The 21151-nt window shown below is 73.9% G+C and carries 15 protein-coding genes; 14 read left to right on the forward strand and 1 reads right to left on the reverse strand.

Annotation, left to right across the window (positions count from 1 at the left end):
• Positions 1-115 precede the first annotated feature (115 nt).
• The 3 genes from ACFQ8C_RS23320 to ACFQ8C_RS23330 all read left to right on the forward strand — a co-directional run bounded on the left by ACFQ8C_RS23320 (position 116) and on the right by ACFQ8C_RS23330 (position 4671).
• Positions 116-2719: an FHA domain-containing protein gene (locus ACFQ8C_RS23320; RefSeq protein WP_383460773.1), complete on the forward strand. Its 2604-nt coding sequence runs from the start codon at positions 116-118 to the stop codon at positions 2717-2719.
• Between the two features lie 267 nt (positions 2720-2986).
• Entirely contained in the window at positions 2987-3673 is a 687-nt protein-coding gene (locus tag ACFQ8C_RS23325; protein ID WP_383460776.1) for a hypothetical protein, read from the forward strand.
• Positions 3673-4671, forward strand: coding sequence for a serine/threonine-protein kinase (locus tag ACFQ8C_RS23330; RefSeq protein ID WP_383460778.1), 999 nt, complete (start codon positions 3673-3675; stop codon positions 4669-4671). Before ACFQ8C_RS23325 ends, ACFQ8C_RS23330 begins: the two co-directional genes overlap by 1 nt.
• Positions 4672-4820: 149 nt before the next feature.
• Here ACFQ8C_RS23330 and ACFQ8C_RS23335 read toward each other — a convergent pair whose 3' ends face one another.
• On the reverse strand, positions 4821-6179 hold the full coding sequence (locus ACFQ8C_RS23335) for a streptophobe family protein (protein ID WP_383460781.1): 1359 nt from the start codon (positions 6177-6179) through the stop codon (positions 4821-4823).
• Between the two features lie 375 nt (positions 6180-6554).
• Here ACFQ8C_RS23335 and ectA point away from each other — a divergent pair, with 375 nt between their 5' ends.
• The 11 genes from ectA to ACFQ8C_RS23390 all read left to right on the forward strand — a co-directional run bounded on the left by ectA (position 6555) and on the right by ACFQ8C_RS23390 (position 20930).
• A complete protein-coding gene (gene ectA, locus ACFQ8C_RS23340) occupies positions 6555-7103 on the forward strand; it encodes a diaminobutyrate acetyltransferase (protein ID WP_383460783.1) in 549 nt (182 codons plus the stop codon).
• A gap of 60 nt (positions 7104-7163) precedes the next feature.
• Positions 7164-8420 (forward strand): diaminobutyrate--2-oxoglutarate transaminase, encoded by a 1257-nt coding sequence (gene ectB, locus ACFQ8C_RS23345; protein ID WP_383460786.1) that lies wholly within the window; start codon positions 7164-7166, stop codon positions 8418-8420.
• A gap of 43 nt (positions 8421-8463) precedes the next feature.
• Entirely contained in the window at positions 8464-8868 is a 405-nt protein-coding gene (locus tag ACFQ8C_RS23350) for an ectoine synthase (protein ID WP_383460788.1), read from the forward strand.
• Positions 8869-8917: 49 nt separating this feature from the next.
• Positions 8918-9832, forward strand: a complete 915-nt coding sequence (gene thpD, locus ACFQ8C_RS23355; RefSeq protein ID WP_383460790.1) for an ectoine hydroxylase — start codon at positions 8918-8920, stop codon at positions 9830-9832.
• Between the two features lie 39 nt (positions 9833-9871).
• Positions 9872-10783, forward strand: coding sequence for an ectoine/hydroxyectoine ABC transporter substrate-binding protein EhuB (gene ehuB, locus ACFQ8C_RS23360; RefSeq protein WP_383460793.1), 912 nt, complete (start codon positions 9872-9874; stop codon positions 10781-10783).
• On the forward strand, positions 10780-11499 hold the full coding sequence (ehuC, locus tag ACFQ8C_RS23365; RefSeq protein WP_383460795.1) for an ectoine/hydroxyectoine ABC transporter permease subunit EhuC: 720 nt from the start codon (positions 10780-10782) through the stop codon (positions 11497-11499). The genes ehuB and ehuC overlap by 4 nt, the downstream gene beginning before the upstream one ends.
• Positions 11499-12143 carry an ectoine/hydroxyectoine ABC transporter permease subunit EhuD gene (gene ehuD, locus ACFQ8C_RS23370; RefSeq protein ID WP_383460798.1) on the forward strand — a complete coding sequence of 215 codons (645 nt, stop codon included), beginning with the start codon at positions 11499-11501 and terminating at the stop codon, positions 12141-12143. Before ehuC ends, ehuD begins: the two co-directional genes overlap by 1 nt.
• A gap of 76 nt (positions 12144-12219) precedes the next feature.
• The gene (gene ehuA / locus ACFQ8C_RS23375) at positions 12220-13008 is read left to right on the forward strand and encodes an ectoine/hydroxyectoine ABC transporter ATP-binding protein EhuA (RefSeq protein WP_383460801.1); all 789 of its coding nucleotides are present in this window, start codon (positions 12220-12222) and stop codon (positions 13006-13008) included.
• Between the two features lie 103 nt (positions 13009-13111).
• Positions 13112-18592 carry an FxSxx-COOH system tetratricopeptide repeat protein gene (gene fxsT / locus ACFQ8C_RS23380; RefSeq protein ID WP_383460804.1) on the forward strand — a complete coding sequence of 1827 codons (5481 nt, stop codon included), beginning with the start codon at positions 13112-13114 and terminating at the stop codon, positions 18590-18592.
• Positions 18593-18597: 5 nt separating this feature from the next.
• A complete protein-coding gene (locus ACFQ8C_RS23385; protein ID WP_383460807.1) occupies positions 18598-19878 on the forward strand; it encodes a CHAT domain-containing protein in 1281 nt (426 codons plus the stop codon).
• A complete protein-coding gene (locus ACFQ8C_RS23390) occupies positions 19875-20930 on the forward strand; it encodes a hypothetical protein (protein WP_383460810.1) in 1056 nt (351 codons plus the stop codon). The genes ACFQ8C_RS23385 and ACFQ8C_RS23390 overlap by 4 nt, the downstream gene beginning before the upstream one ends.
• Positions 20931-21151 lie beyond the last annotated feature (221 nt).

Here is a 21151-nt window from a genome sequence, read left to right on the forward strand (position 1 = left end):
CGTCGGGTCCGGCACCGCTCCCCGCGGCGCCCCGGCCCACCCTACCCGCGCCCGGCACCCCCGCCCCAGGCTCCGGCGCCGGGCGGGCCCGGGCCCCGGCGGATAGGATTCACGCATGGGAGAGCGGCCGGTCGCGCCCGCCGCACCCGGCCTGGTCCTGCTCGTCGACGGGGTCGCGAAGCGGATGGACCCGGGCCGCGTCTACCGCGTCGGGCGTGATCCCACCAGTGACATCGTGCTCTCGGACGCCCGGGCGTCCTGGCACCACGCGGTGCTCAGCGCCGCCGGCGGCCAGTGGACCCTCGCGGACGAGGACAGCACCAACGGCACGTACGCGGACGGCGTCCGCGTACGTGTCCCCCGGGTCGTCGGCCCGGGCACCGTCGTCCGCTTCGGCCATCCACAGGACGGCCCCCGCGCGGTCCTCACCACGTCCCCGGGCGAGCCCGCCGCACCCGCGGCGGAGCCCGCGCCCGCCCCGGAGCCCGCACCGACGCCGGAGCCCGCGGAGGAGGAGGCGGCCCCCGCCCCGGCGCGGCCTCCGGCGCCCGCGCCTGCCGCGCCGCCCTCCGAACGGGGCCCGGCGCCCCGGGAGCGGCGGCCCGCGGCCGACCCGGATCCCCTCGCCCCGCCCGGCTCGTACGCGGCGGCCCCGGACGCGGAGCCCGTACCGGGGGGTGGGGCCGGTGTGGCGCGGCCAGCGGGAGTGTCGCGGCCGGGGGCCACCGGGACCTTCCGGCGGCCCACGGCGATACGGCCGCTGCCCGAGCACCGGGTACGGATCGGGCGGGCGCCGGACAACGACGTCGTGGTGGCCGATCTGGTGGTGTCGAGGCACCACGCGGAGCTCCTCGCCCGGCCCGACGGGACCTACTGGATCCATGACCTCGGCAGCCACAACGGCACCTTCCTCAACGGACGGGCCGTGGCCGGGCCGGTGCGGGTCACGGCGGACGACATCGTCGGGATCGGGCGCAGCGCGTTCTGTCTGGCCGGCGGGCAGCTCGTCGAGTTCACCGACACCGGCGAGATCTCGCTCGACGTGCAGGAACTGGCCGTCACCGTCGACCACGGGCGCAAGACCCTGCTCGACGAGGTCTCCTTCCCGGTCGGCGAGAAGACGCTGCTCGCGGTGGTCGGGCCGTCCGGGGCCGGGAAGTCGACGCTGCTCGGCGCGCTCACCGGACAGCGGCCCGCCGACCGGGGCACGGTCCTGTACGACGGCCGCGACCTGTACCGGGACTACGCCGAGCTGCGCCAGCGCATCGGGCTCGTCCCGCAGGACGACATCCTGCACCTCCAGCTGACCGTCCGGCGCGCCCTCTCGTACGCCGCCGAGCTGCGCTTCCCCGGGGACACCGCGCCCGCCGAGCGGCACGCGCGCGTGGAGGAGGTGATCGGCGAACTGGGGCTCACGGAACGGGCCGACCAGCCGATCCACAGCCTCTCCGGCGGGCAGCGCAAGCGGGTCAGTGTCGCCCTGGAGCTGCTGACCAAGCCCTCGCTGCTCTTCCTCGACGAGCCGACCTCCGGACTCGACCCCGGCATGGACCGCTCCGTGATGCACATGCTGCGCGGGCTCGCGGACGACGGCCGCACGGTCGTCGTGGTCACCCACAGCGTGCTCAGCCTGGACGTCTGCGACCGGCTCCTCGTGCTCGCCCCCGGCGGGCGGGTCGCCTACTACGGACCGCCCGACGACACCCTGTCCTTCTTCGGCTACGAGCAGTGGCCGGAGGCCTTCGAGGCGTTCGAGACCGAACGGGACCGCGACTGGGCCGGGCAGTACCGGGGGTCGCGCTTCCACCGGCGGTACATCGAGGACGCCACGGTCCGGCCGTACGCGCCGGTGCCCGCCGCGCCCGCCGCCGAGGCCTCGGAGGTGCCCGCGCCGCCACCCAAGGCGCAGAGCTGGGGAGGGCAGTTGCGGACGCTGGTGCGGCGCTACACCGCCGCGCTCGCCGCCGACCGGACCTTCCTCGCCATCATGATCGCGCTGCCGTTCGTGATGGGGGCCATGGCCCGGGCCCTCTCCGAAGGGAGCCTCAACCCCGAGTCCACCCTGAACGTGCTGCTGATCCTCTGCGTCGGCGGCGTCCTCACCGGCGCGGCCAACGCCGTCCGCGAACTGGTGAAGGAGCGGTCGATCTACCGCCGGGAGAGAGCCGTCGGCCTGTCCCGTTCCGCCTACCTCGCCTCCAAGGTCGTGGTCCTCGGCACGGTGACCATCGTGCAGGCGGTGGTGCTCACCCTGGTCGCCCTGGTCGGCGTGCCGCTCAACGTGCCCGACGGCAAGGGCGTGCTGATGCCCGCGCTCGTCGAGATCACGCTCGCCGTCGCCCTCCTCGCCTTTACCGCGATGATGCTCGGTCTGCTGGTGTCGGCGCTGGTCCGCAAGGAGGAGGTGACGATGCCGCTGCTGGTCCTCCTCGCGATCGTCCAGGTGGTGTTCTGCGGGGCGCTGCTGAACGTGCGCGGCACTCCGGTGCTGGAGCAGCTCGCGTGGCTGGTGCCGTCGCGGTGGGCGTTCGCCGCGATGGGCGCGACCATCGACATCGGGGCGGTCGCCCCGAGCGACAAGACGGACGATCCGCTGATGGACCACACGGCGGCGGCCTGGCTCTTCGACATGGGCATGCTGGCGGTGCTCTGTCTGGCCCTCGGCTTCGCCGTGTCCCGGCTGCTGCGGCGGCATGAACCCGTCGTCATGCGTCGTTGACCGCCGGCCAGGCGCGCATCAGGAGGTGAGGCTGTGAGCTTTCCCGACTCCGCATCGGATCTCGGATCCCCTATGCAGAATCCCGTGTCCCGTGTCCCGGATCCAGGATCCGGGATGTCGGGTTGGGGATCCAGCAGGCTGGATGTCGGATCCAGCGCTTCGGATGTTGGATCCGAAGGCCTGTATCCAGGCGACTTCCGCCCCACCCACGTCGTCCCCCGAGGGGGCCTCCCCTCCTGGCAGGCGCCCGACCCGGGGTATCCGACGGTGCCGCTGGACGCCTTCCTGCCCGTGCGGCTCATGGAGCGGACCGGCGACTGGGGGCGGGTGCTGTGTTCCAACGGCTGGTCGGCGTGGGTGGACGCGCGCCTGCTCGTGACGGTCCCCGAGGACCCTCCGGCCGCCGGCTCGGCGCTGTCGCGGACGGCCGACCCGCGCCCGCTCATCGCGCGCGCCGAGGACGCGCTGGGCCGGTACCGGCGGGCGGTGGAGGAGCTGGCGGCGGGGCGGGCCGACGGGGAGACCTTCCGGCGGCGGACGCGGGGGCTGCGGGTCGGGATGGTCGTCGACGGCGAGTCCGTGTGGCTGTACGACGCGGAGCACGAGCGCTGGGTGTACTGCGACGGGGTCGGGCTGACGACGTACGCGGCCTCCTCCGGCCCCTCCCTGGCCGCCCGGCCCCCACAGCCGGCCTCCGACCTGCCTCCCGAGCCGGCCGCCGAACCGGGCCCCGAGCCCGCCCCCGAGCCCGCCCCCGAGCCCGCCGCCGATTCCGCACCCGGGTCGGCGTCCGAGGCCGAGCCCGCCCCGGCGGAGCCCGTATCCGAGGCGCGGCCGGCGCCCGTCGCGTACGAGCCGACGCAGGTGGTGCCGCAGGTCGATCCGGCCGTGGCCGCCGGTCCGCCGCCGACGCAGGTCGTGAGCCGGCCGCCCGACGCGGAGGACGAGGACTGATGGCGGACGGGGCGCGGGACTCCGGTCTCCCGGCGGGGCGGCCGTCCGGGCTGGTCGGCAAGGAGATCGCGGGGTACCGCGTGGAGGCCGAGATCGGGCGCGGCGGGATGGCCGTCGTGTACCGGGCGAGGGACCTGCGGCTCGACCGGACGGTGGCGCTGAAGCTGCTCGCGCCGGAGCTGGCCCGCAACGACACCTTCCGCAAGCGGTTCGCGCACGAGTCGCGGGTGGCGGCGTCGATCGACCACCCGCACATCGTTCCGGTCTTCGAGGCGGGCGAGACGGAGGGGGTCCTGTACATCGCGATGCGGTACGTGGCGGGGCAGGACCTGGTGGCGCTGCTGGCCCGGGAGGGCCCGCTGCCGCCGGCGACGGCCGGCCGGATCGCGGCGCAGGTCGCCTCGGCGCTGGACGCGGCGCACGCGCACGACCTGGTGCACCGGGACGTGAAGCCGGGGAACATCCTGGTCGCGGAGGGCACCGACCGGGAGCATCCGGAGCACGTCTACCTGACCGACTTCGGGCTGACGAAGAAGTCGTTGTCGCTGACCGGGTTTACGACGGTCGGCGAGTTCGTCGGCACGCTGGACTACGTGGCGCCGGAGCAGATCTCGGGGAAGCCGGTGGACGGGCGCTGTGACGTGTACGGCCTGGCGTGCGTGGTCTTCGAGACGCTCGCGGGAGTGCCGCCGTTCCGCCGGGAGACCGACTGGGCGGTCCTGTGGGCCCAGCAGTACGACCCTCCGCCGCCGCTGGCCGAGCACCGGGCGGGGCTGCCGGAGGAGGCGGACGCGGTGTTCGCGCGGGCGCTGGCGAAGACGCCGGAGGAGCGGTACGGGACGTGCCTGGAGTTCGTCGCGGAGCTGCGGGGTGCCCTCGCGCGCGTGCCGGGCGGCGATCCGCTGACGGGCCGGGCGGCGACCGGGGCCGGGTTCCGGGCGCCCGGTCTCCCGCCGGAACCGCCGGGATGGGCGCGGCCGGTGTTCCGGCGCCTTTGAGGCCGTCCGGTCCTTCTCGCCCGGCCCTTCTCGGCCGGTCCTTCTCGGCCGATCGCCGATCCTCCTCCCCGGCCGTTCCTTCCGTCCCCCAGCCGTCCCCCAGCCGTCGCCCGCCCGTCGCCCCCCTGGTGCGGCGCGGTGCGGTCCGTTCAGGCGTCGTCCGCCCCCGGTCCCGGCGGGACCTGGCCCCGGTGTCGTACCCGCGTGGCGAGCAGGCCCGCCAGGAAGCCCGCCACGAGGCCCCAGAGGAGCGCGAAGCCCACGGTGCGCCAGACCTCGGGGCGGAGGACGACCTCGCCGCCGAGGGCCGCCAGGTCGCCGATGCCGAGGATCGACAGGCCGAAGCGCGCCTCGACGAGGGTGAGGGGGGCGACGGCGAGCATGGTCAGGGCGAAGGCGACGCCGAGGTGCAGGGCGTGCCGCCAGGGCCGGACGTGGGCCGGGGAGCGTACGGCGGCGACGAAGGCCGCGGCGAGGACGAGCACGGCGGCGATGGGCAGCAGCCACCAGGCGCGTCCGTCCTGGGCGGCGAGCGAGGAGAGGTCCACCGTGGACAGGTCGGAGCTGTCGCCGCCGCTGCGCAGGACGGCGTCGAGGAGCTGGGGCATGGGGAGGCCGAAGGGGCCCTCGACCTTGCCCTCCCAGGAGCCGCCGATGCCGACGCCGAGGGCGAGCCAGCTGACGTTGGGGAGGCCGAGGAGGAGGACGGCGAAGGTCTCGGCGGCGTGTCCCTTGGTGGCGGCGACGACCAGGCCGATGACGAGGCCCACGGCCACGTACGCGAGGAGCAGCAGGAGCATCGCCGAGGCGGCGGGCCTGACGGCCTCCTGATGGCGGAGCACGCGCGCGGGGAGGGGGCTGCGGCGGGAGACGAGGAGGGCGACCAGGAGGACGCCGAGGATCCACAGGAGGCCGTAGCCGAGGGTGGGGCCGACGAGGGTGCGGAAGCCGACGGTGGGTTCGGCCGCGTCGAGCAGTTCGCCGAAGAGGTCGGTGAGGGGTTCCTGCGGGTCGCCGACGTCGAGGGTGAGGGGGAAGTCGTGGCGGGCGACGGCGGAGAGCCCGGCGAGGGCGGCCAGCCAGAGCACGGTGACGGCGGCGGCGCGGGCCGCGAGGTCGCCGGCGCGGGCCACGGCGTGGTGGCGGAGCGGGCGGAGGAAGAGCGCGCCGGTGACGAGCGCGCCGACGAGGGTGACGGTGAGGGGCATCGCGGTCAGTTCGCCCTGGGTGCCGGCGAAGGAGCCGGCGGAGCCGGCGATCTCGATCTGTCCGCCGGCGGCCATGACGACGACCGCGGCGAGGACGGCGGCGAAGCCGCCGGGGAGGTCGGCGGCGCCGGCGGCCCAGAGGCCGAGGGCGGCGGTGACTCCCATCGCGGCGTAGCCGGCGACGACGGCGGCGAGGGCCTGGACGGCGATGCGCAGCCCGTCGGGGGCCTTGTCGCCGGGCCCGCCACGGCCGGTGGCGGGGGGCGGGGTGTGGGGGAGCCGTCTGCTCACCCTGCCCACGCTAGTCCGGGCCGGGCGGCTCCGCCTGCGGGTGCGGTCCGTCCGGACCGCCGTCGGAGTGGCGCCACCGTCGTGGTGACGCTCCGTGAACACGAGCCCATACGGGGCATCCCTAACCGCATACGGCGCTGCCAAACGGGCTCCCGGCGGACGATGCGGTAACGCTCCGGTCACGGCTTGAGACGGCCTAAAGGTGTTACGTCGTCGTTATAAAGCGAAGATTCGCCCCCTTTTCGAAGCTTTCGCACCCCGGAATCCGTGACATGATCGTCAGCTCGTCGACGCATAGCCGTCCGGCCATACCATGGATCACCCATCCGGCGTAACCCCGCAGGGCCAGGAAGTTCACGGCTGCGCTGGGTAACTTCGGCGCCCATGACCACAGCTCACACAGCACCGGAACACGTCCGGGACGAAGCGCCGGTCTCTCCCCGGGGCTGGACCATCGGACGGCCACGGGTCGGCGACGGAGCCCAACTCTGGCGGCTCGCGCGGGAGTCCGAGGCGCTGGACGTCAACTCCTCCTACAGCTACCTCCTGTGGTGCCGCGACTTCGCCGAGACGTCCGCCGTCGCCCGTGACGCGGGAGGAAGGCCGATGGGCTTCGTGACCGGCTACCTCCGCCCCGACGCCCCGGGGACGCTCCTGGTCTGGCAGGTCGCCGTCGACGCCGCGTACCGGGGGCTCGGCATCGCCGGGGCGCTCCTCGACCACCTTTCGGAGCGGATCGCGCGTACGTACCCGCTCGACGCCGTCGAGACGACCATCACCCCGGACAACGCCGCCTCCGAGCGCCTGTTCAGCGCCTACGCGCGACGGCACGGGGCCCGCGTGAGCCGGACGGTCCTCTTTCCCGCCGCCGCGTTCCCGGCCCCCGGCCACGAGTCCGAGGTGCTGCACCGCATCGCGCCGCTGGCCTTCTGAGGCGACCCGTCCGTCCGCTTCCCCCCACCGCTTTCTCCGCCCCACGCACGGGAGTCACGCATGACGCTGATCGCAGGAACCGAACCCACCGTCTTCGAGACCGTCGAGTCGGAGGTACGCAGCTACTGCCGCGCCTGGCCCACCGTCTTCGAACGGGCCACCGGCAGCCGCCTCTTCGACGAGCTCGGCCGCCCCTTCCTCGACTTCTTCGCCGGCGCCGGCTCGCTCAACTACGGCCACAACAACCCGGCCCTCAAGCGCCCGCTCCTGGACTACCTGGGGAGCGACGGCATCACCCACGGGCTCGACATGTCGACGACGGCGAAGCGGAGTTTCCTGGAGACCTTCCGCTCGACCGTCCTGGAACCGCGCGCGCTGCCCTACAAGGTGATGTTCCCGGGCCCGACCGGCACCAACGCCGTCGAGGCCGCGCTCAAGCTCGCCCGGAAGGTCACGGGCCGGAAGACGGTCGTCTCCTTCACCAACGCCTTCCACGGCATGTCCCTCGGCTCCCTCGCCCTCACCGGCAACGCCGGCAAACGGGCCGGGGCGGGCGTGCCGCTGACCCACACCACCCAGATGCCGTTCGACCACTACCTCGGCGGCAGGACCCCGGACTTCCTCTGGTTCGAGCGGCTCCTGGAGGACTCCGGGTCCGGCCTGGACCACCCCGCGGCCGTGATCGTCGAGACCGTCCAGGGCGAGGGCGGCGTCAACGTGGCCCGCGCCGAGTGGCTGCGCGGCCTCGCCGACCTGTGCCGCCGCCGGGACATGCTCCTGATCGTCGACGACATCCAGATGGGCTGCGGCCGCACCGGCGACTTCTTCTCCTTCGAGGAGGCCGGCATCACCCCGGACATCGTCACCCTCTCCAAGTCCATCAGCGGCTACGGACTGCCCATGTCCCTCTGCCTGTTCCGCGACGAGCTCGACGTGTGGCAGCCCGGTGAGCACAACGGCACCTTCCGCGGCAACAACCCGGCCTTCGTCACCGCCACCGCCGCCCTCGACGCCTACTGGCGGGACGGCGCGCTGCGCGACCGCACCCTCCGGCGGGCCGCCACCGTCGAGGCGGCGCTGAGCGGACTCGGCCCGGAGGCCGTGCCGCGCGGGCGCGGGCTCGTCTGGGGGCTCGAGTTCGAGGACGGGGCGCGGGCCCGGGCGGTCTGCCGGCGCGCCTTCGAGCTGGGCCTGCTCGTCGAGACGTCCGGGCCGCGCGACGAGGTCGTCAAGCTGCTGCCGCCGCTGACCGTCACCGACGACGAGCTGGACGAGGGCCTCGGCATCCTCTCCCGCGCCGTCCGCCACACCGCCTGACCCGCTTCCCGCCCCCGACCCCCCGCACGGAAAGGCCACCCCCATGATCGTCCGCTCCTTCGACGAGCTGGAGAACACCGAGCGGCACGTGAAGTCCGCCTCCGGCACCTGGGAGAGCAAGCGCATCGTCCTCGCCCGCGAGCGCGTCGGCTTCTCCCTCCACGAGACCGTCCTGTACGCCGGGACGGAGACCGCCATGTGGTACGCGAACCACGTCGAGGCGGTCGTCTGCACCGCCGGCGAGGCCGAACTGACCGACCACGAGACCGGGACGACGTACACGATCACCCCCGGCACGATGTACCTCCTCGACGGCCACGAGCGGCACACCCTCCGGGTCAAGGAGGACTTCCGCTGCCTGTGCGTCTTCAACCCGCCGGTGACCGGCCGCGAGGACCACGACGAGAACGGCGTCTACCCGCTGCTGACCGAGCCGGGCGGCGCGTGACCGCCCGGAGGAAACGCCCCCCGTACGTACGAGAAAGGCCCGCACCGCGATGACCACCGCTCCCGCCCGACCCGTCGACCCGTACCCCACCCGCGGCGCCGAGGAGGCGCTCGTCTACCGCAAGGAGCCCGTCGTCTGGTCCGAGCCGGGCACGCCCGGCCCGTTCTGGCCGCGCGAGCTGGAGCAGTACGAGCGCAACGGCTTCTCCGCCGTCGACGCGCTCGTGACCCCGGACGAGGTGACCGAACTCCGCGCGGAACTGGACCGGTTGGTCGGCGATCCCCGGCTCCGCGAGGACGAGCGGGCGATCGTCGAGCCCCGCTCCCGGGAGATCCGCTCGGTCTTCGAAGTGCACCGGATCAGCGAGGTGTTCGCCCGGCTGGCCGCCGATCCGCGGCTCGTGGACCGGGCCCGGCAGATCCTCGGCTCGGACGTCTACGTCCACCAGTCCCGGATCAACGTGAAGCCCGGTTTCGGCGCCAGCGGCTTCTACTGGCACTCCGACTTCGAGACCTGGCACGCGGAGGACGGACTGCCGCTGATGCGGGCCGTGTCCGTGTCGATCGCGCTGACCCCGAACTTCACCACCAACGGCAGCCTCATGATCATGCCGGGCTCGCACCGCACCTTCCTCGGCTGCGCCGGCGAGACGCCGGAGGACAACTACAAGCGGTCGCTACGGATGCAGGACGCGGGCACGCCCTCGCGCAAGGCGCTCACGACCTTCGCCGAGGCCTGCGGCATCGAGCACTTCACGGGTGACGCCGGGTCCGCCGTCTGGTTCGACTGCAACGCGCTGCACGGTTCCGGCGACAACATCACGCCCTTCCCCCGCAGCAACGTCTTCCTGGTCTTCAACAGCGTCGAGAACGCGCCGGAGTTGCCGTTCGCCGCGCCGGTCCGCCGGCCCTCGTTCGTCGCCGCCCGGGACACCACCCCGATCGGCACCACCCCGATCGGCTGACACCGCCCCGCGACCGTCTTCCCCCGCGAAAGGACGCACATGACCTCGCACCTCTCCCGTAGACGCCTCCTCACCCGGGGCGCGCTCCTCGGCGGCGCCCTCGCCGTGCCCGGGCTGCTGTCCGCCTGCACCCGCACGGAGGCCGGCACGGGCGCGCCGGCCGGGGACGCGGACCTGCTGGCGAGGCTGCGGAAGCAGGGCCACGTCCGGGTGGGCTTCGCCGGCGAGGCACCGTACGGCTTCCAGGACGGCGGCGAGCTCGCCGGCGAGGCGCCCACCCTGCACCGGGAGATCTTCACGGCCCTCGGCGTCCCCGAACTCCGGCCCACGCTCACCGAGTTCGGCGCCCTCATCCCCGGGCTGCTCGCCGGCCGGTTCGACGTGGTGAGCGCGGGGATGGCCATCACCCCCGAGCGCTGCGCCAAAGTCGCCTTCTCCGAACCGGAGTTCGTCTCCCCCACCGCGCTCATGGTCCGCGAGGGCAACCCGAAGGGCCTGAGCGACCTGGCCTCCTGCGCGGCGGCGAAGGTCCGCGTCGGCGTCCTGACGGCCGCCGTGGAGGGCGGCTACGCGAAGGCGGCGGGGGTCGGGGACGGGGCCGTGGTGACGGTGGCCAAGCAGCAGGACGGGCTCGACGCCCTCGTCGCCGGCCGGATCGACGCCTTCGCCCTCACCGGCATCTCGCTGCGCTGGCTCGCCCGCACCAACGGGGGCAAGGCCGTGGAGGTCCTGGAGCCGTTCGTGCCGGTGATCGACGGGGTGAAGCAGTACAGCCCGGGCGGCGCGGTCTTCCGGCAGGGCTCCGACTCGCTGCGGGAGGCCTTCGACGACGAGCTCGCGCGGATCACCGGCGACCCCGCCCGGTACGTGCGGCTGATCGGGAAGTACGGCTTCACCGAGCGCGAGGTGCCACCGCGCACCCTGCGCACCGCGGAGCTGTGCGCGGGATGACGGACTCCGGCACGGCCGTGTTCCTGTCCGAGCTGGGCCGGGCCCTGCCGGCGATCGGCGAGGGGCTGCTGGTGACCCTGGAGGCCACGGCGCTCGGCGCGGCCCTCGCGCTGCTCGTCGCCTTCGCCCTGGGCCTGGCCTCCCGCTCGCGCCTCCTCGTCGTGCGCGGGAGCGCCCGCGTCGCCGTGGAGTTCCTGCGCGGCACCTCCCTGTACGTCCAGCTGTTCTGGCTCTTCTTCGCGCTGCCGATGCTCGGTTTCCGGCTGGAGCCGATGGCCTGCGGGGTGCTCGCCTTCGGCCTCAACTACGGGGCGTACGGGGCGGAGGTGGTGCGGGGCGCGATCGCGGCCGTGCCCGCCGCCCAGACCGAGGCGGCGATCGCGCTGGGCATGGGGCCGGGGCTGCGCCTGCGGCGGGTCGTGCTGCCGCAGGCGTACGTGCTGATGGTGCCGCCCTTCAAGAACCTGCTCGTCCAGCTGCTCAAGGCGACCCCGCTGCTGTCCCTGGTGACGGTCGCCGACCTGACCTTCCGGATCGACCAGCTGCGGTCGTCGACGGGCGGCACGGCCGCCGCGTACCTGCTGCTGCTCCTGCTGTACTTCGCGGTCGCCGCGCTCCTCGGGGCGGGGATGAACGCGCTGGAGCGCCGGGCGAAGGCCCGCCTCGGCGTCGAGGGCGTCGAGGGCGGCGCGCGCGTCGCGGGCGGTGGTGCGTGATGGGGGGCATGTGGGACATGGACGCGGCGCGCGCCGCGCTGCCCGTCGTGCTGTCCGGCTTCGGCGTCACCCTGCTGGCCACGGTGCTCGGCTTCGCCGTCGCCGTCGTCGCCGGGCTCGGGATCGCGCTGCTCCAGCGCTCGGGCGGGCGATGGCTCGCCCTGGCCGTGGGCGCGCCGGCCGCGTTCGTGCGCTCGACGCCGGTGATGGTGCAGCTGTTCGCGGCGTGGGTGCTGGTGCCCGGCCTGGACCCGCTCACGCTGGGCGTGCTGGTCCTGGGCCTGCATTACGCCACGTACCTCTCCGAGGTGTACCGCGCGGGCATCGACGCCGTACCGAAGGGGCAGTGGGAGGCGTGCACGGCGCTGTCGCTGCCGCGGTGGCGGGTGTGGCGGGCGGTGGTGCTGCCGCAGGCCGTACGGAAGGTGCTTCCCGCGCTCGGCAACTACGCGGTCTCCATGTTCAAGGAGACGCCGTTCCTCTCGGTCATCACGGTGAACGAGATGGTGCACGAGGCGAGCACCTTCGGCAGCACCCACTTCGCCTATCTGGAGAGCTTCACCCTGGCCGCCGCCGTCTTCCTGCTGGCGAGCTGGCCGACGTCCCTGCTCGTACGCCGGCTGGAGGCCCGCCTTGCCCCGTGAGAACGTCCCTGGAAACGTCCCTGGAAACACCTTGGGGAAAGCCCCCGCAGGCGCGCCCGGGAGCGCCCCCGAAAGCGTGCCCGGGAGCGCCCCCGCAGCGGAGAAGGTCCGGTTCGACCGGGTGACGAAGCGGTTCGGGGACCAGACGGTCCTCGACGGTCTCGACCTGACGGTCGCGGCCGGCGAGCGCGTGACCCTGATCGGCCCGAGCGGGTCGGGGAAGACGACCATCCTGCGGCTGCTGATGACGCTGGAGCGGGTCACGGACGGGGTCGTCCACGTCGACGGCGAGCCGTTCTCGCACATGCCGTCCGGTCCCGGCGGCGAGCTGGTCCCCGCGGACGAGCGCCATCTCGCGCCGCGCCGGCGGCGCATCGGCATGGTCTTCCAGCAGTTCAACCTCTTCCCGCACATGAGCGTCCTGGCGAACGTCATGGAGGCGCCCCGGCACGTCCTGGGCCTCGACGGCGACGAGGCCGCCGTCCGCGCCCGGGACCTCCTCGGCCTCGTCGGCCTCGCCGACAAGGAGGACGCCCACCCCACCCGGCTCTCCGGGGGCCAGCAGCAGCGGGTCGCCATCGCCCGCGCGCTGGCGATGCGCCCGGAGCTGCTGCTCCTGGACGAGGTCACCTCGGCCCTCGACCCCGAGCTGGTGGCGGAGGTCCTGGACGTGCTGCGGGACGTGGCCGACAGCACCGACATCACGATGCTGTGCGTCACCCACGAGATGGGCTTCGCCCGGGACATCTCGGACCGGATCCTGATGTTCGACGGTGGCCGGGTGCTGGAGTCGGGCCCGCCGGGACACCTGCTCGACGAACCTGAGCACGAGCGGACCCGGGCGTTCCTCCGTTCGATCGGCTGAGGAGTCGACCGGCGTGGTTCTCCTCCACCAACGCCCGTGTGTATCTTTGGGGTTGGTCGACCGGGCGCCGCCGCAGGGCGGGGAGGTCGCCGCGAGGGGGGACATGATCATCGGGGAGTCGCAGTCCGCCGTCTTACAGAGCGACCTGAGGGTGCCCGGACAAGACGCCGGGACGTCCCACACGGTCAGCGACCCCCATCTGGAACGGCACGCGGTCGTCCTCCCCGAGCAGGCGAAGGCCTCCGCCAGACGGACGACCCCCACCGCGCCCCTGGACAACCTGCCCGCGCTGCCCGCGCAGCCCCTCGTGGGACGGGGACCGGACCTGTCGCGGCTCCGGGACTCGCTGCTCGCCGGCGGCGGCGTCGTCACCCAGACGACGACGGTGAGCGGTCTGGGAGGCATCGGCAAGACGGCCGTCGCCCTCCGGCACGCGCACGACCGGCGGCACCGGTACCGGCTCGTCTGGTGGATCGTCGCCGAGACCGAGGAGCAGATCGCCTCCGGCTTCGCCTCCCTCGCCCTGCGCCTGCATCCGGCGTGGGCGCGCGAGGCCACCGCCCAGGAACGCACCGAGTGGGCGCTGACCTGGCTGGAGACCCACTCCGACTGGCTGGTCGTCTACGACAACGTGGAACGGCCCGAGGAACTGACCCCGTTCCTGGGGCGGTTGAGCGGCCACGGCCATCAGCTGGCGACCAGCCGCCGGGCCGCCGGCTGGCCCGCGGACACCACTCTCATCAGCCTGGACGTCCTCGGCCACGAGGACGCCGTCACCCTGCTGCACCGCACATCGGGGCTGGTCCGCAGCGAGCCGGCGACCGGTACCGGCGCCGCTCCCTCACAGGCCGCCCTGCTCGCGGCCGACCTCGGCCACCTGCCGCTGGCCCTCGCCCAGGCGGGTGCGTACCTGCGGCAGACCGGCATCGGCTTCGCCGCCTACCGGGACATGCTGGCGCGCCACCCCGACACGGAGCCGGGAGACGGCACCCGCCACGCAGACCGGACCGTCGCCCGGATCTGGCGGACCAGCCTGGCGACGATCCGCACCGCCCACCCTTCGGCCGTCCCCCTGCTGCACACCCTCGCCTGGTACGCCCCCGAGGCCGTGCCGCGCGAGGTGGTCGACCGCCTGGGCCACGCCCCCGCCTCGCTGACCGCGCTGGCCGCGTACCACCTGGTCACCGGCGGCGACGAGGGGCCGGCGATGCACCGGCTCATCCGCCGCTCCCTTCAGCGCGCGGTGCCGGCCGAGGTGCCGGCCGCCCGCGACCTGGCCGAGGCCGCGCTGGCCGCCGAACTCGCCGGCGCCCCCGCCGAGCACCTCCGCCGCCTGCTGGTGCACGTCCAGGCGCTCGCGGAGACCGGGCCCGCCACCGAACCGGACGCCGCCGCCGTGGAGATGTACCGGCGCGGGGCCGACGAACTGGTCCTGCGGGAGCAGCACGTCCTCGCCATCCCGCTGATGGCGCTGGCCGTCGACGGCGGTACGCGGCTGCTCGGGGTGGACCACGAGACCACCCTCGACGACCGGGACCGGCTGGCCGAGCTGCACGCCAAGGCGGGCGATCCGGCCCTCGCGGTCAAGCTGTGCCAGGACGTCTACCTCGACCGCGTCCAGGCCCACGGCCAGGAGGCGGAGGAGACGCTCGCCGCCAGGGAACGGCTGGCGTACGCCCACCGCAAGGGCGGCGAGGTCACCAAGGCCGTCCGGGAACTGGAGGCGGTGACCGACGCCCGCCGCCGGATCCTGGGCGACGAGCACCCGTCCACGCTCGCCAGCCGCAACAGCCTCGCCTACGCGTTGCAGACGGCGGGGCGGTACGACGTCGCCGTCCGGGAGTTCGGGGCGGTGGTCGCCGACCGCGAACGGCTGCTGGGGGCACAGCACAGGGACACGCTCGCCAGCCGCACCAACCTCGCGTACGCCGTGCTCCAGGCCGGTGACCACCGGACCGCCCTGAGCCTGTACGAGCAGGCGGTCGCGGACCGGGAGCGCGAGCACGGCCCGGACCACCCCGACACCCTGACCAGCCGCGGCTGGCTGGCCTCCGCCCACCGGGACGCGGGCGATCCGCGCACGGCGGCCGAGCTGTACCGGCGGGTCGTCGCCGACCGGACCCGGGTGCAGGGCGCCGACCATCCGGACACGCTGAACAGCCGCCACGAGCTGGGCTGGGCGCTGTCCGAGGCCGAGGGACCGGACGCGGCCCGGCGGGAGTTCGAGTCGCTGGCGTCGGACAGCGCCCGGGCCCAGGGGCCCGACCATCCCGCCACGCTCGAGTACCGCGACAACCTCGCCGAGACCCACCGGAACCTCGGCGACTACGCGCGGGCGGCGGAAGCGTACGAGGCCGTGATCGCCGACTACCACCGCGTCCGGGACGAGGACCATCCGGACACCCTGCGGGCGCGTGGGGCGCTGGCCTACACCTGGCAGCTGGCGGGGGACCACCGCAGCGCGATCCGTGGGCGCCGGGCTCTGGTCGAGGCCAGGACACGGGTTCAGGGCGCCCGGCATCCGGCGACGCTGCGGGCACGGGTCAACCTGGCCTTCGCCCATCGCGCGGCCTCCGACTTCCCGGCCGCGATCGAGCTCTTCGAGGACGTGACGCGGGACCGCCGCGACGTGCTGGGCCCCGAGCACCCCGATGTCTTCGCCGTCCGCGAGAGCCTGGGCCGCACCCTTCAGGAGGCTGGTCGGCACGGCCGGGCGGTCGCCGAACTGACGCTTCTGCGCGCGGACATGGAGGCGTGCCTGGGTCCCGACAACCCGCGGGTGCTCGGCGTGCGGCTCGCCCTCGGCATCGTGTACGCGGAGGAGTTCCGCCTGCGCGAGGCCCTGGAGCTCTACGGCCGGCTGGCCGAGGACTACGAGCGGCTGCACGGCCCCGACCACTCCAAGTCGCTGGCCGTACGCCTGTGGATGGGCGCCGCGTACCGCTCGGCCGCACGGTACGCGGAGGCGGCCGAGGTCTTCGACGCGTTGATCGCCGACTCCACCCGCGTGCGGGGTCCCGGGCATCCGGACACGCTGAACGCCAGGAGCTGGCGTGCCCTCGTCTTCCGTTCCGCCGGGGAGCACGGGAAGGCCGTCGCGGCGTACCGCCCGCTGATCGACGACCGCGTCCGGCTCCAGGGTCCGGACGCCCCCGGCACCCTGAACGACCGTAACGGACTGGCCCTGGCGCTGCTGGACGGCAAGGAGCACGCCGAGGCCGTCTCCGGGTTCGGCGCACTGCTCGACGACCGGCGCAGGCTCCTGGGGGACGACGCCCCGGACACCCTGCTGATGCTGGAGAACCTGGCGGACGCCTGTTCGGCGGACCAGCAGGCCGACCGCGCGATCGCCCTGTACGAAGAGGCCGTCGAGGCGTGGACCGGGAAGTGGGGGGCCGCGCATCCTCGTACCCTGCGCTCACGGCGGGACCTCGCTCTCGTCCAGCGGGCGGCGGGGCGGCACCGGCTGTCGCTCGCCACGCTGGAGGCCGTGGTCGCCGAGCACGAGCGCGTGGGCGGGCCCGATCACACGGCCGCGCTGTCCACCCGCAACGACCTCGTCGCGGGCCACACCGCCGCGGGTGACCACGTCCGGGCCGCGGAGCTCGCGGAGCTCCTCCTGGCCGACACCGCCCGGGTCCGCGGCCAGGACCACATCAACACGCTTTTCACCCGACGGCAGTTGACGAACGCCTGGCGGCAGTCGTGCCAGTACCAGCGGGCCATGGCCGGGTACGAGACGCTGGTCGAGGAGTACACCCGGTTCCACGGCCCCGACCACATCGACACGCTCGCGGTCCGGAGACTGCAGGCGTACTGCTACTCCGAGCGGTTCGACATCGAGGAGGCCATCGCCCTCGGCCTGGCCCTGGTGCGCGACCGCACCCGCGTCCAGGGCGCCGACCACCTCGACGTCCTGCAGGAGCGACGCAGCGTGGCCCGGTGGCGGGAATGGGGCGACGACCGCGTGGGCGCCCTGCGGGATCTGGACACCCTGCTGCGCGACCACGAGCGGGTGCTGGGCGAGGAGCATCCCGAGACCCTCGATCTGCGGGGCGCCGTCGTCTGGACGCTGCTGGGCGCCTCCACGGCACCGCGCGCCGTCGAGGCGGCCGAGCGCCTGGCGGGCGACCTCACGACGCTGCTCGGGCCGGACGACCTCGGCGTCCTCGAAGCGCGGGCCCAGCTGGCGGAGGCGCACGAGGTCTCCGGTCGCCTCGCCCTGACCCTGGCCCTCCGTGAGGCGCTGGTGGACGACCGCGCACGGGTGCAGGGCCCCGGTCACAGCGCGACACTGTTCGCGCGCAGGCGTCTGGTCTGGTCACGGCGTCTGCGCGGCGAACGTGTCCGGGCCGTCGGGGACCTCGTGGCCTTGGTCGACGACAACGACCGGGAGCGGGGCGAGGACCATCCCGTATCGCTCGACTCCCGTCTCGCCCTGGCCTGTGCCCATCGGGAAGCGGGAGACCCCGGGCAGGCGGTGCTCACTCTCGAAGAGCTTCTCAAGCGGTGCGGGACCGTCTTCTCGGAGGAGCACCCGACGACGCTCAGGGCGCGCGGACTCCTGGCGTGGCTGGCGGCCGACGCCGGAAGCGCCGACCGTGCGGTGCTCCTGGCGCGCGACCTCGTCGACGACTGCGTACGCCTCTTCGGCGCCGGCCACCGGCACCACCTGGGAGAGCTTCCCGTCCTGGCGCACGCGCTGACGCGGGCGGGGCGGGCGGCGGAAGCGCTGGAAGTCCTCGGTGACCTCCTGCGCTCCACAGCCGAGCTGATGTCAGGGCGTCTGGACCTGCCCGGGACGGTCGACGCCGTCATCCGCGCCCACCTGGACGCGACCGGCGCGGACTCCGGCCCCACGGCGGCCGAGGACCCCGACGAGCTCGTCGGCCGCGGCCTGGTCGTCGAGTTCTTCGCCCGGGACTACGCCGCCCTGTTTCCCACGCTCGCCGTGCAGCTCGCCGACGCCCTCGCCCACTCCGGCGACATGCCGAAGGCGATCGCCCTGCTCAAGGCCGTGCACGCCGCCCGTGCCCACACCTTCGGCCCCGACCACCCGCAGACGCTGGAGGGTCTGGCCGCCCTGACCCTGGCGTCGATGGAGGCCGGCGCGGCGGGGTCCGGGGGACTCGAAGAGGAGCTGATGACCCGTTGGGCGCGCACGTTCGGAGCGGACCACCCTGACACCGAGGAGCTCCGCTGGCAGCTGCGTACCGCCCGCCCCGCCTGGCGGGTCCGGATGTCGCTGCCCACGGACGAGGAGCCGGAGGAGGGCAGCCCGACGCCGATCGAGATCGGTCTCGTCCGCGAGGAGGGGAGTACGGCGCCGGTGCCGGCCCTGATGATGGTGGTTCCCTCCTGGCGGACGAACGCCTCGCTGGAGCCCCCGCTGGCGGAGTACGACCCCGAGGGCGAGCCGGCGCGCTTCGCCCTGACCGCGCACGAACCGGGCGACCACGAGATCCGGTTCACGCTGTACGACCACGCGTCCGGCCGGGTGATGCAGGACGTGCGGACGACGGTTCGCGTGGCGGGCTCCCCCGCCGCGGACGAGGATGCCCGCCACCGTTCTGGGGAGGAATGACCCGGATGACGCACGAGCTCCGTGTGGAGGTGCTCGAAGACCCCTCCCACGGTTTCTCCGGGGTCCCGGCCCAGCGTGGCGGTGACGCGCCGGACGCCGCCGCGGACGGGTGCCACGCCGAACTGCGCGTGGGACTGCTCCCTGCCGGTACGGGCGTCCTCATGTACGCCATGAGTCCCTCGGGATCCGGCGCCCGGGGGTGGCACCAGGCCTACCTGGAGGTGTCCCCGGAGGAGCTGATGGACCGGGCGGACCGGCTGCTGACCATCTGGCGCGACGACGTGGTCCACCGCAGGACCACCGAACCGGCGCCGGGGCAGAGGGTGGGCGGCCGTCCGCTGGCCGAGGCCGTCGACCTGTCCGAACTGCGGGACGTGACCGACCCGTTGGTGTCGAGACTGGCCGACGAGGGGTACGACCTGCTCCAGGTCGTGCTCGACGGCACCGGTTACGACCTCGGCCGCTTCCGCGAGTTCCTGATGGGCGAGCTGGCCGGCGAGCGGCAGCTGCGGATCAGCTTCGACTCCGAGTGGCAGCTGCCCTGGTCGATGCTGGCGGTGGATCCCGCCGGGTGCGCCAGCCCCTGGGAGGCGTTCCTGGGCCACCGGCACCAGATCGAGCAGGCGCGTACCGGCTACGGCTGGGACCACGCCCCGCTGGGGACGCGCGAGCGGGCCAGCGTCAGCCTCAACAAGGACACCACCCTCGACGACGTCGCCAAGGCGGACGAGGTGCACAAACTCCTGGAGGAGCGCTCCGTCCTGACGGTCCGCACGCTCGCCGGCGAGCTGCTGGCGGCCCTCTCGCGGCCCGTGCTCCAGGAGGACGTCATGTACTTCTGGTGCCACGGCCACTTCGTGGACACGGGCGCCGCGGGTCAGGTCCTCGCCGTGCGGCTCTCCGACACCGAGGACATCGACGGTCCCGTCGTCCGGCGCAAGCGGCGCTCCTACTTCCGCAGCACACAGTCCCGTTTCAGGCCCTTCGTGCTGCTGAACGCCTGCGACTCGGCACGGGCCGCCCGTCCCGGACGGCTCAAGCACCTGGGGCAGGAACTCGTCGACCAGGGCGCGGACGGCGTCCTCGCGCCGCAGATCGAGATCCCCGAGCTGTTCGCCGCCGAGTACGCGTACGCGTTCCTCGACCGCTATCTGACCGGCACGCACACCGCGGGCGCGATAGGCCAGTGGCTCGTGCGGCACTTCGCGCGGGACTTCCACAACCCACTCGCCCTCGTCTACTCCCTGAACGGCGGCCTCTACACCCGTCTGGACCTCTCCTCATGACCACACCTCGCAAGCGGCGCAAGCCCGCGTCCCGAACCCCCCTGATCGCGCCCCCGGCGGAGATCGACCTCGACGAGCAGGGCCGTCTGAAGGCGCCCGGCGGGGCGTCCGTCCCGGTCGGCCGGGTCGCCGAGCACCTGGCGCGCCGCCTGGTCGTGCCCGACGGCACCACCGACATCCACGTCTACGTGCACGGCTGGCAGACGGCGCCGAGCCAGGCGACCAGGACCGCCGTGGGCCTGCTGGAGCAGGCCGTCGACCTGTACGAGGCGGCTCCGGAGCGGTATCCGGCCCTGAAGGGCGGATACCGCCCCTGGTCCGTCGTGGTCCGGTGGCCGTCGTCCAGCCTCCCCGGCCTCAAGGGGTACCGGAGGATCCGGGAGCGGGCCCACGCCATGAGCGCCGAGGGGCAGGGCCATGCCCCGTACGTCATCGGACACCTGCTCGGGTACCTGGACGCGGAGCGGACCGATCCCACGAGTCCGGCGGTGCTGGCCACCCGCGGCGGCCAGTACCTGCACCTGACGGGCCACTCCTTCGGGGGCCGCTTCCTCTGCGAGGCGGTGCAGCGGGCCGCGGAGCGGCCGCCGGTGCTGGGCTGGAGCACCCCGCACGACCCCCGCCGGCCGTTCACCGTCGACAGCATGCTGATCTTCCAGATGGCGGCCCCGCGCGACGCCTTCCTCAGCCGTTTCCCGACGCTGTTCCCGACGGACACCGGCCTCGGCGCGCCCCTGCGCGGCCCGATCGCCCTGACGCACTCCCGCTGGGACCGCGCCACCGGCTTCTGGCACCTGCGCGCCGAGAAGGCGCGGGGGATCGGGCACTCGGGTGCGGGGGCGGCCCCCGTGCCCCAGTTCTCGACCCGGCTGCTGCCCACCGACACGGACTATCCGCAGCAGGTCCTGGACCACCGGCTGGTCAACGTGGACGCCGACTGGCTCTACCGCGGCGGCCGTCTCACCCGTCTCCACCCGTCGGGCGCCCACTCCGACTTCCTGCGCCCGGAGTCCGCCCACCTGCTGCTGACCCTGGCGGAACGCTCCCGCTGACCGGCGGGACGGGCGGGGGGCGGGCGAGGGGCGGTCGAGGGGCGGCCCCTGGACGGTCGCGGGAGGCCGCGGGGGGGTGCCGTGCCTGCGGGTGCGGGCCTTCCGTTCGGCGCCGACAATGGCGCCGGCATGTAGAAAGAGGAAAAAATTTAATAAACCCAGCCCCCCGGACGGCCCCCCACCTTCACCCCCAACTCCCCCCCCCACGGGGGCGCCCACGG

The sequence above is a fragment of the Streptomyces sp. NPDC056503 genome, from assembly GCF_042794995.1.
In the GTDB taxonomy this organism is placed as follows: Bacteria; Actinomycetota; Actinomycetes; order Streptomycetales; family Streptomycetaceae; genus Streptomyces.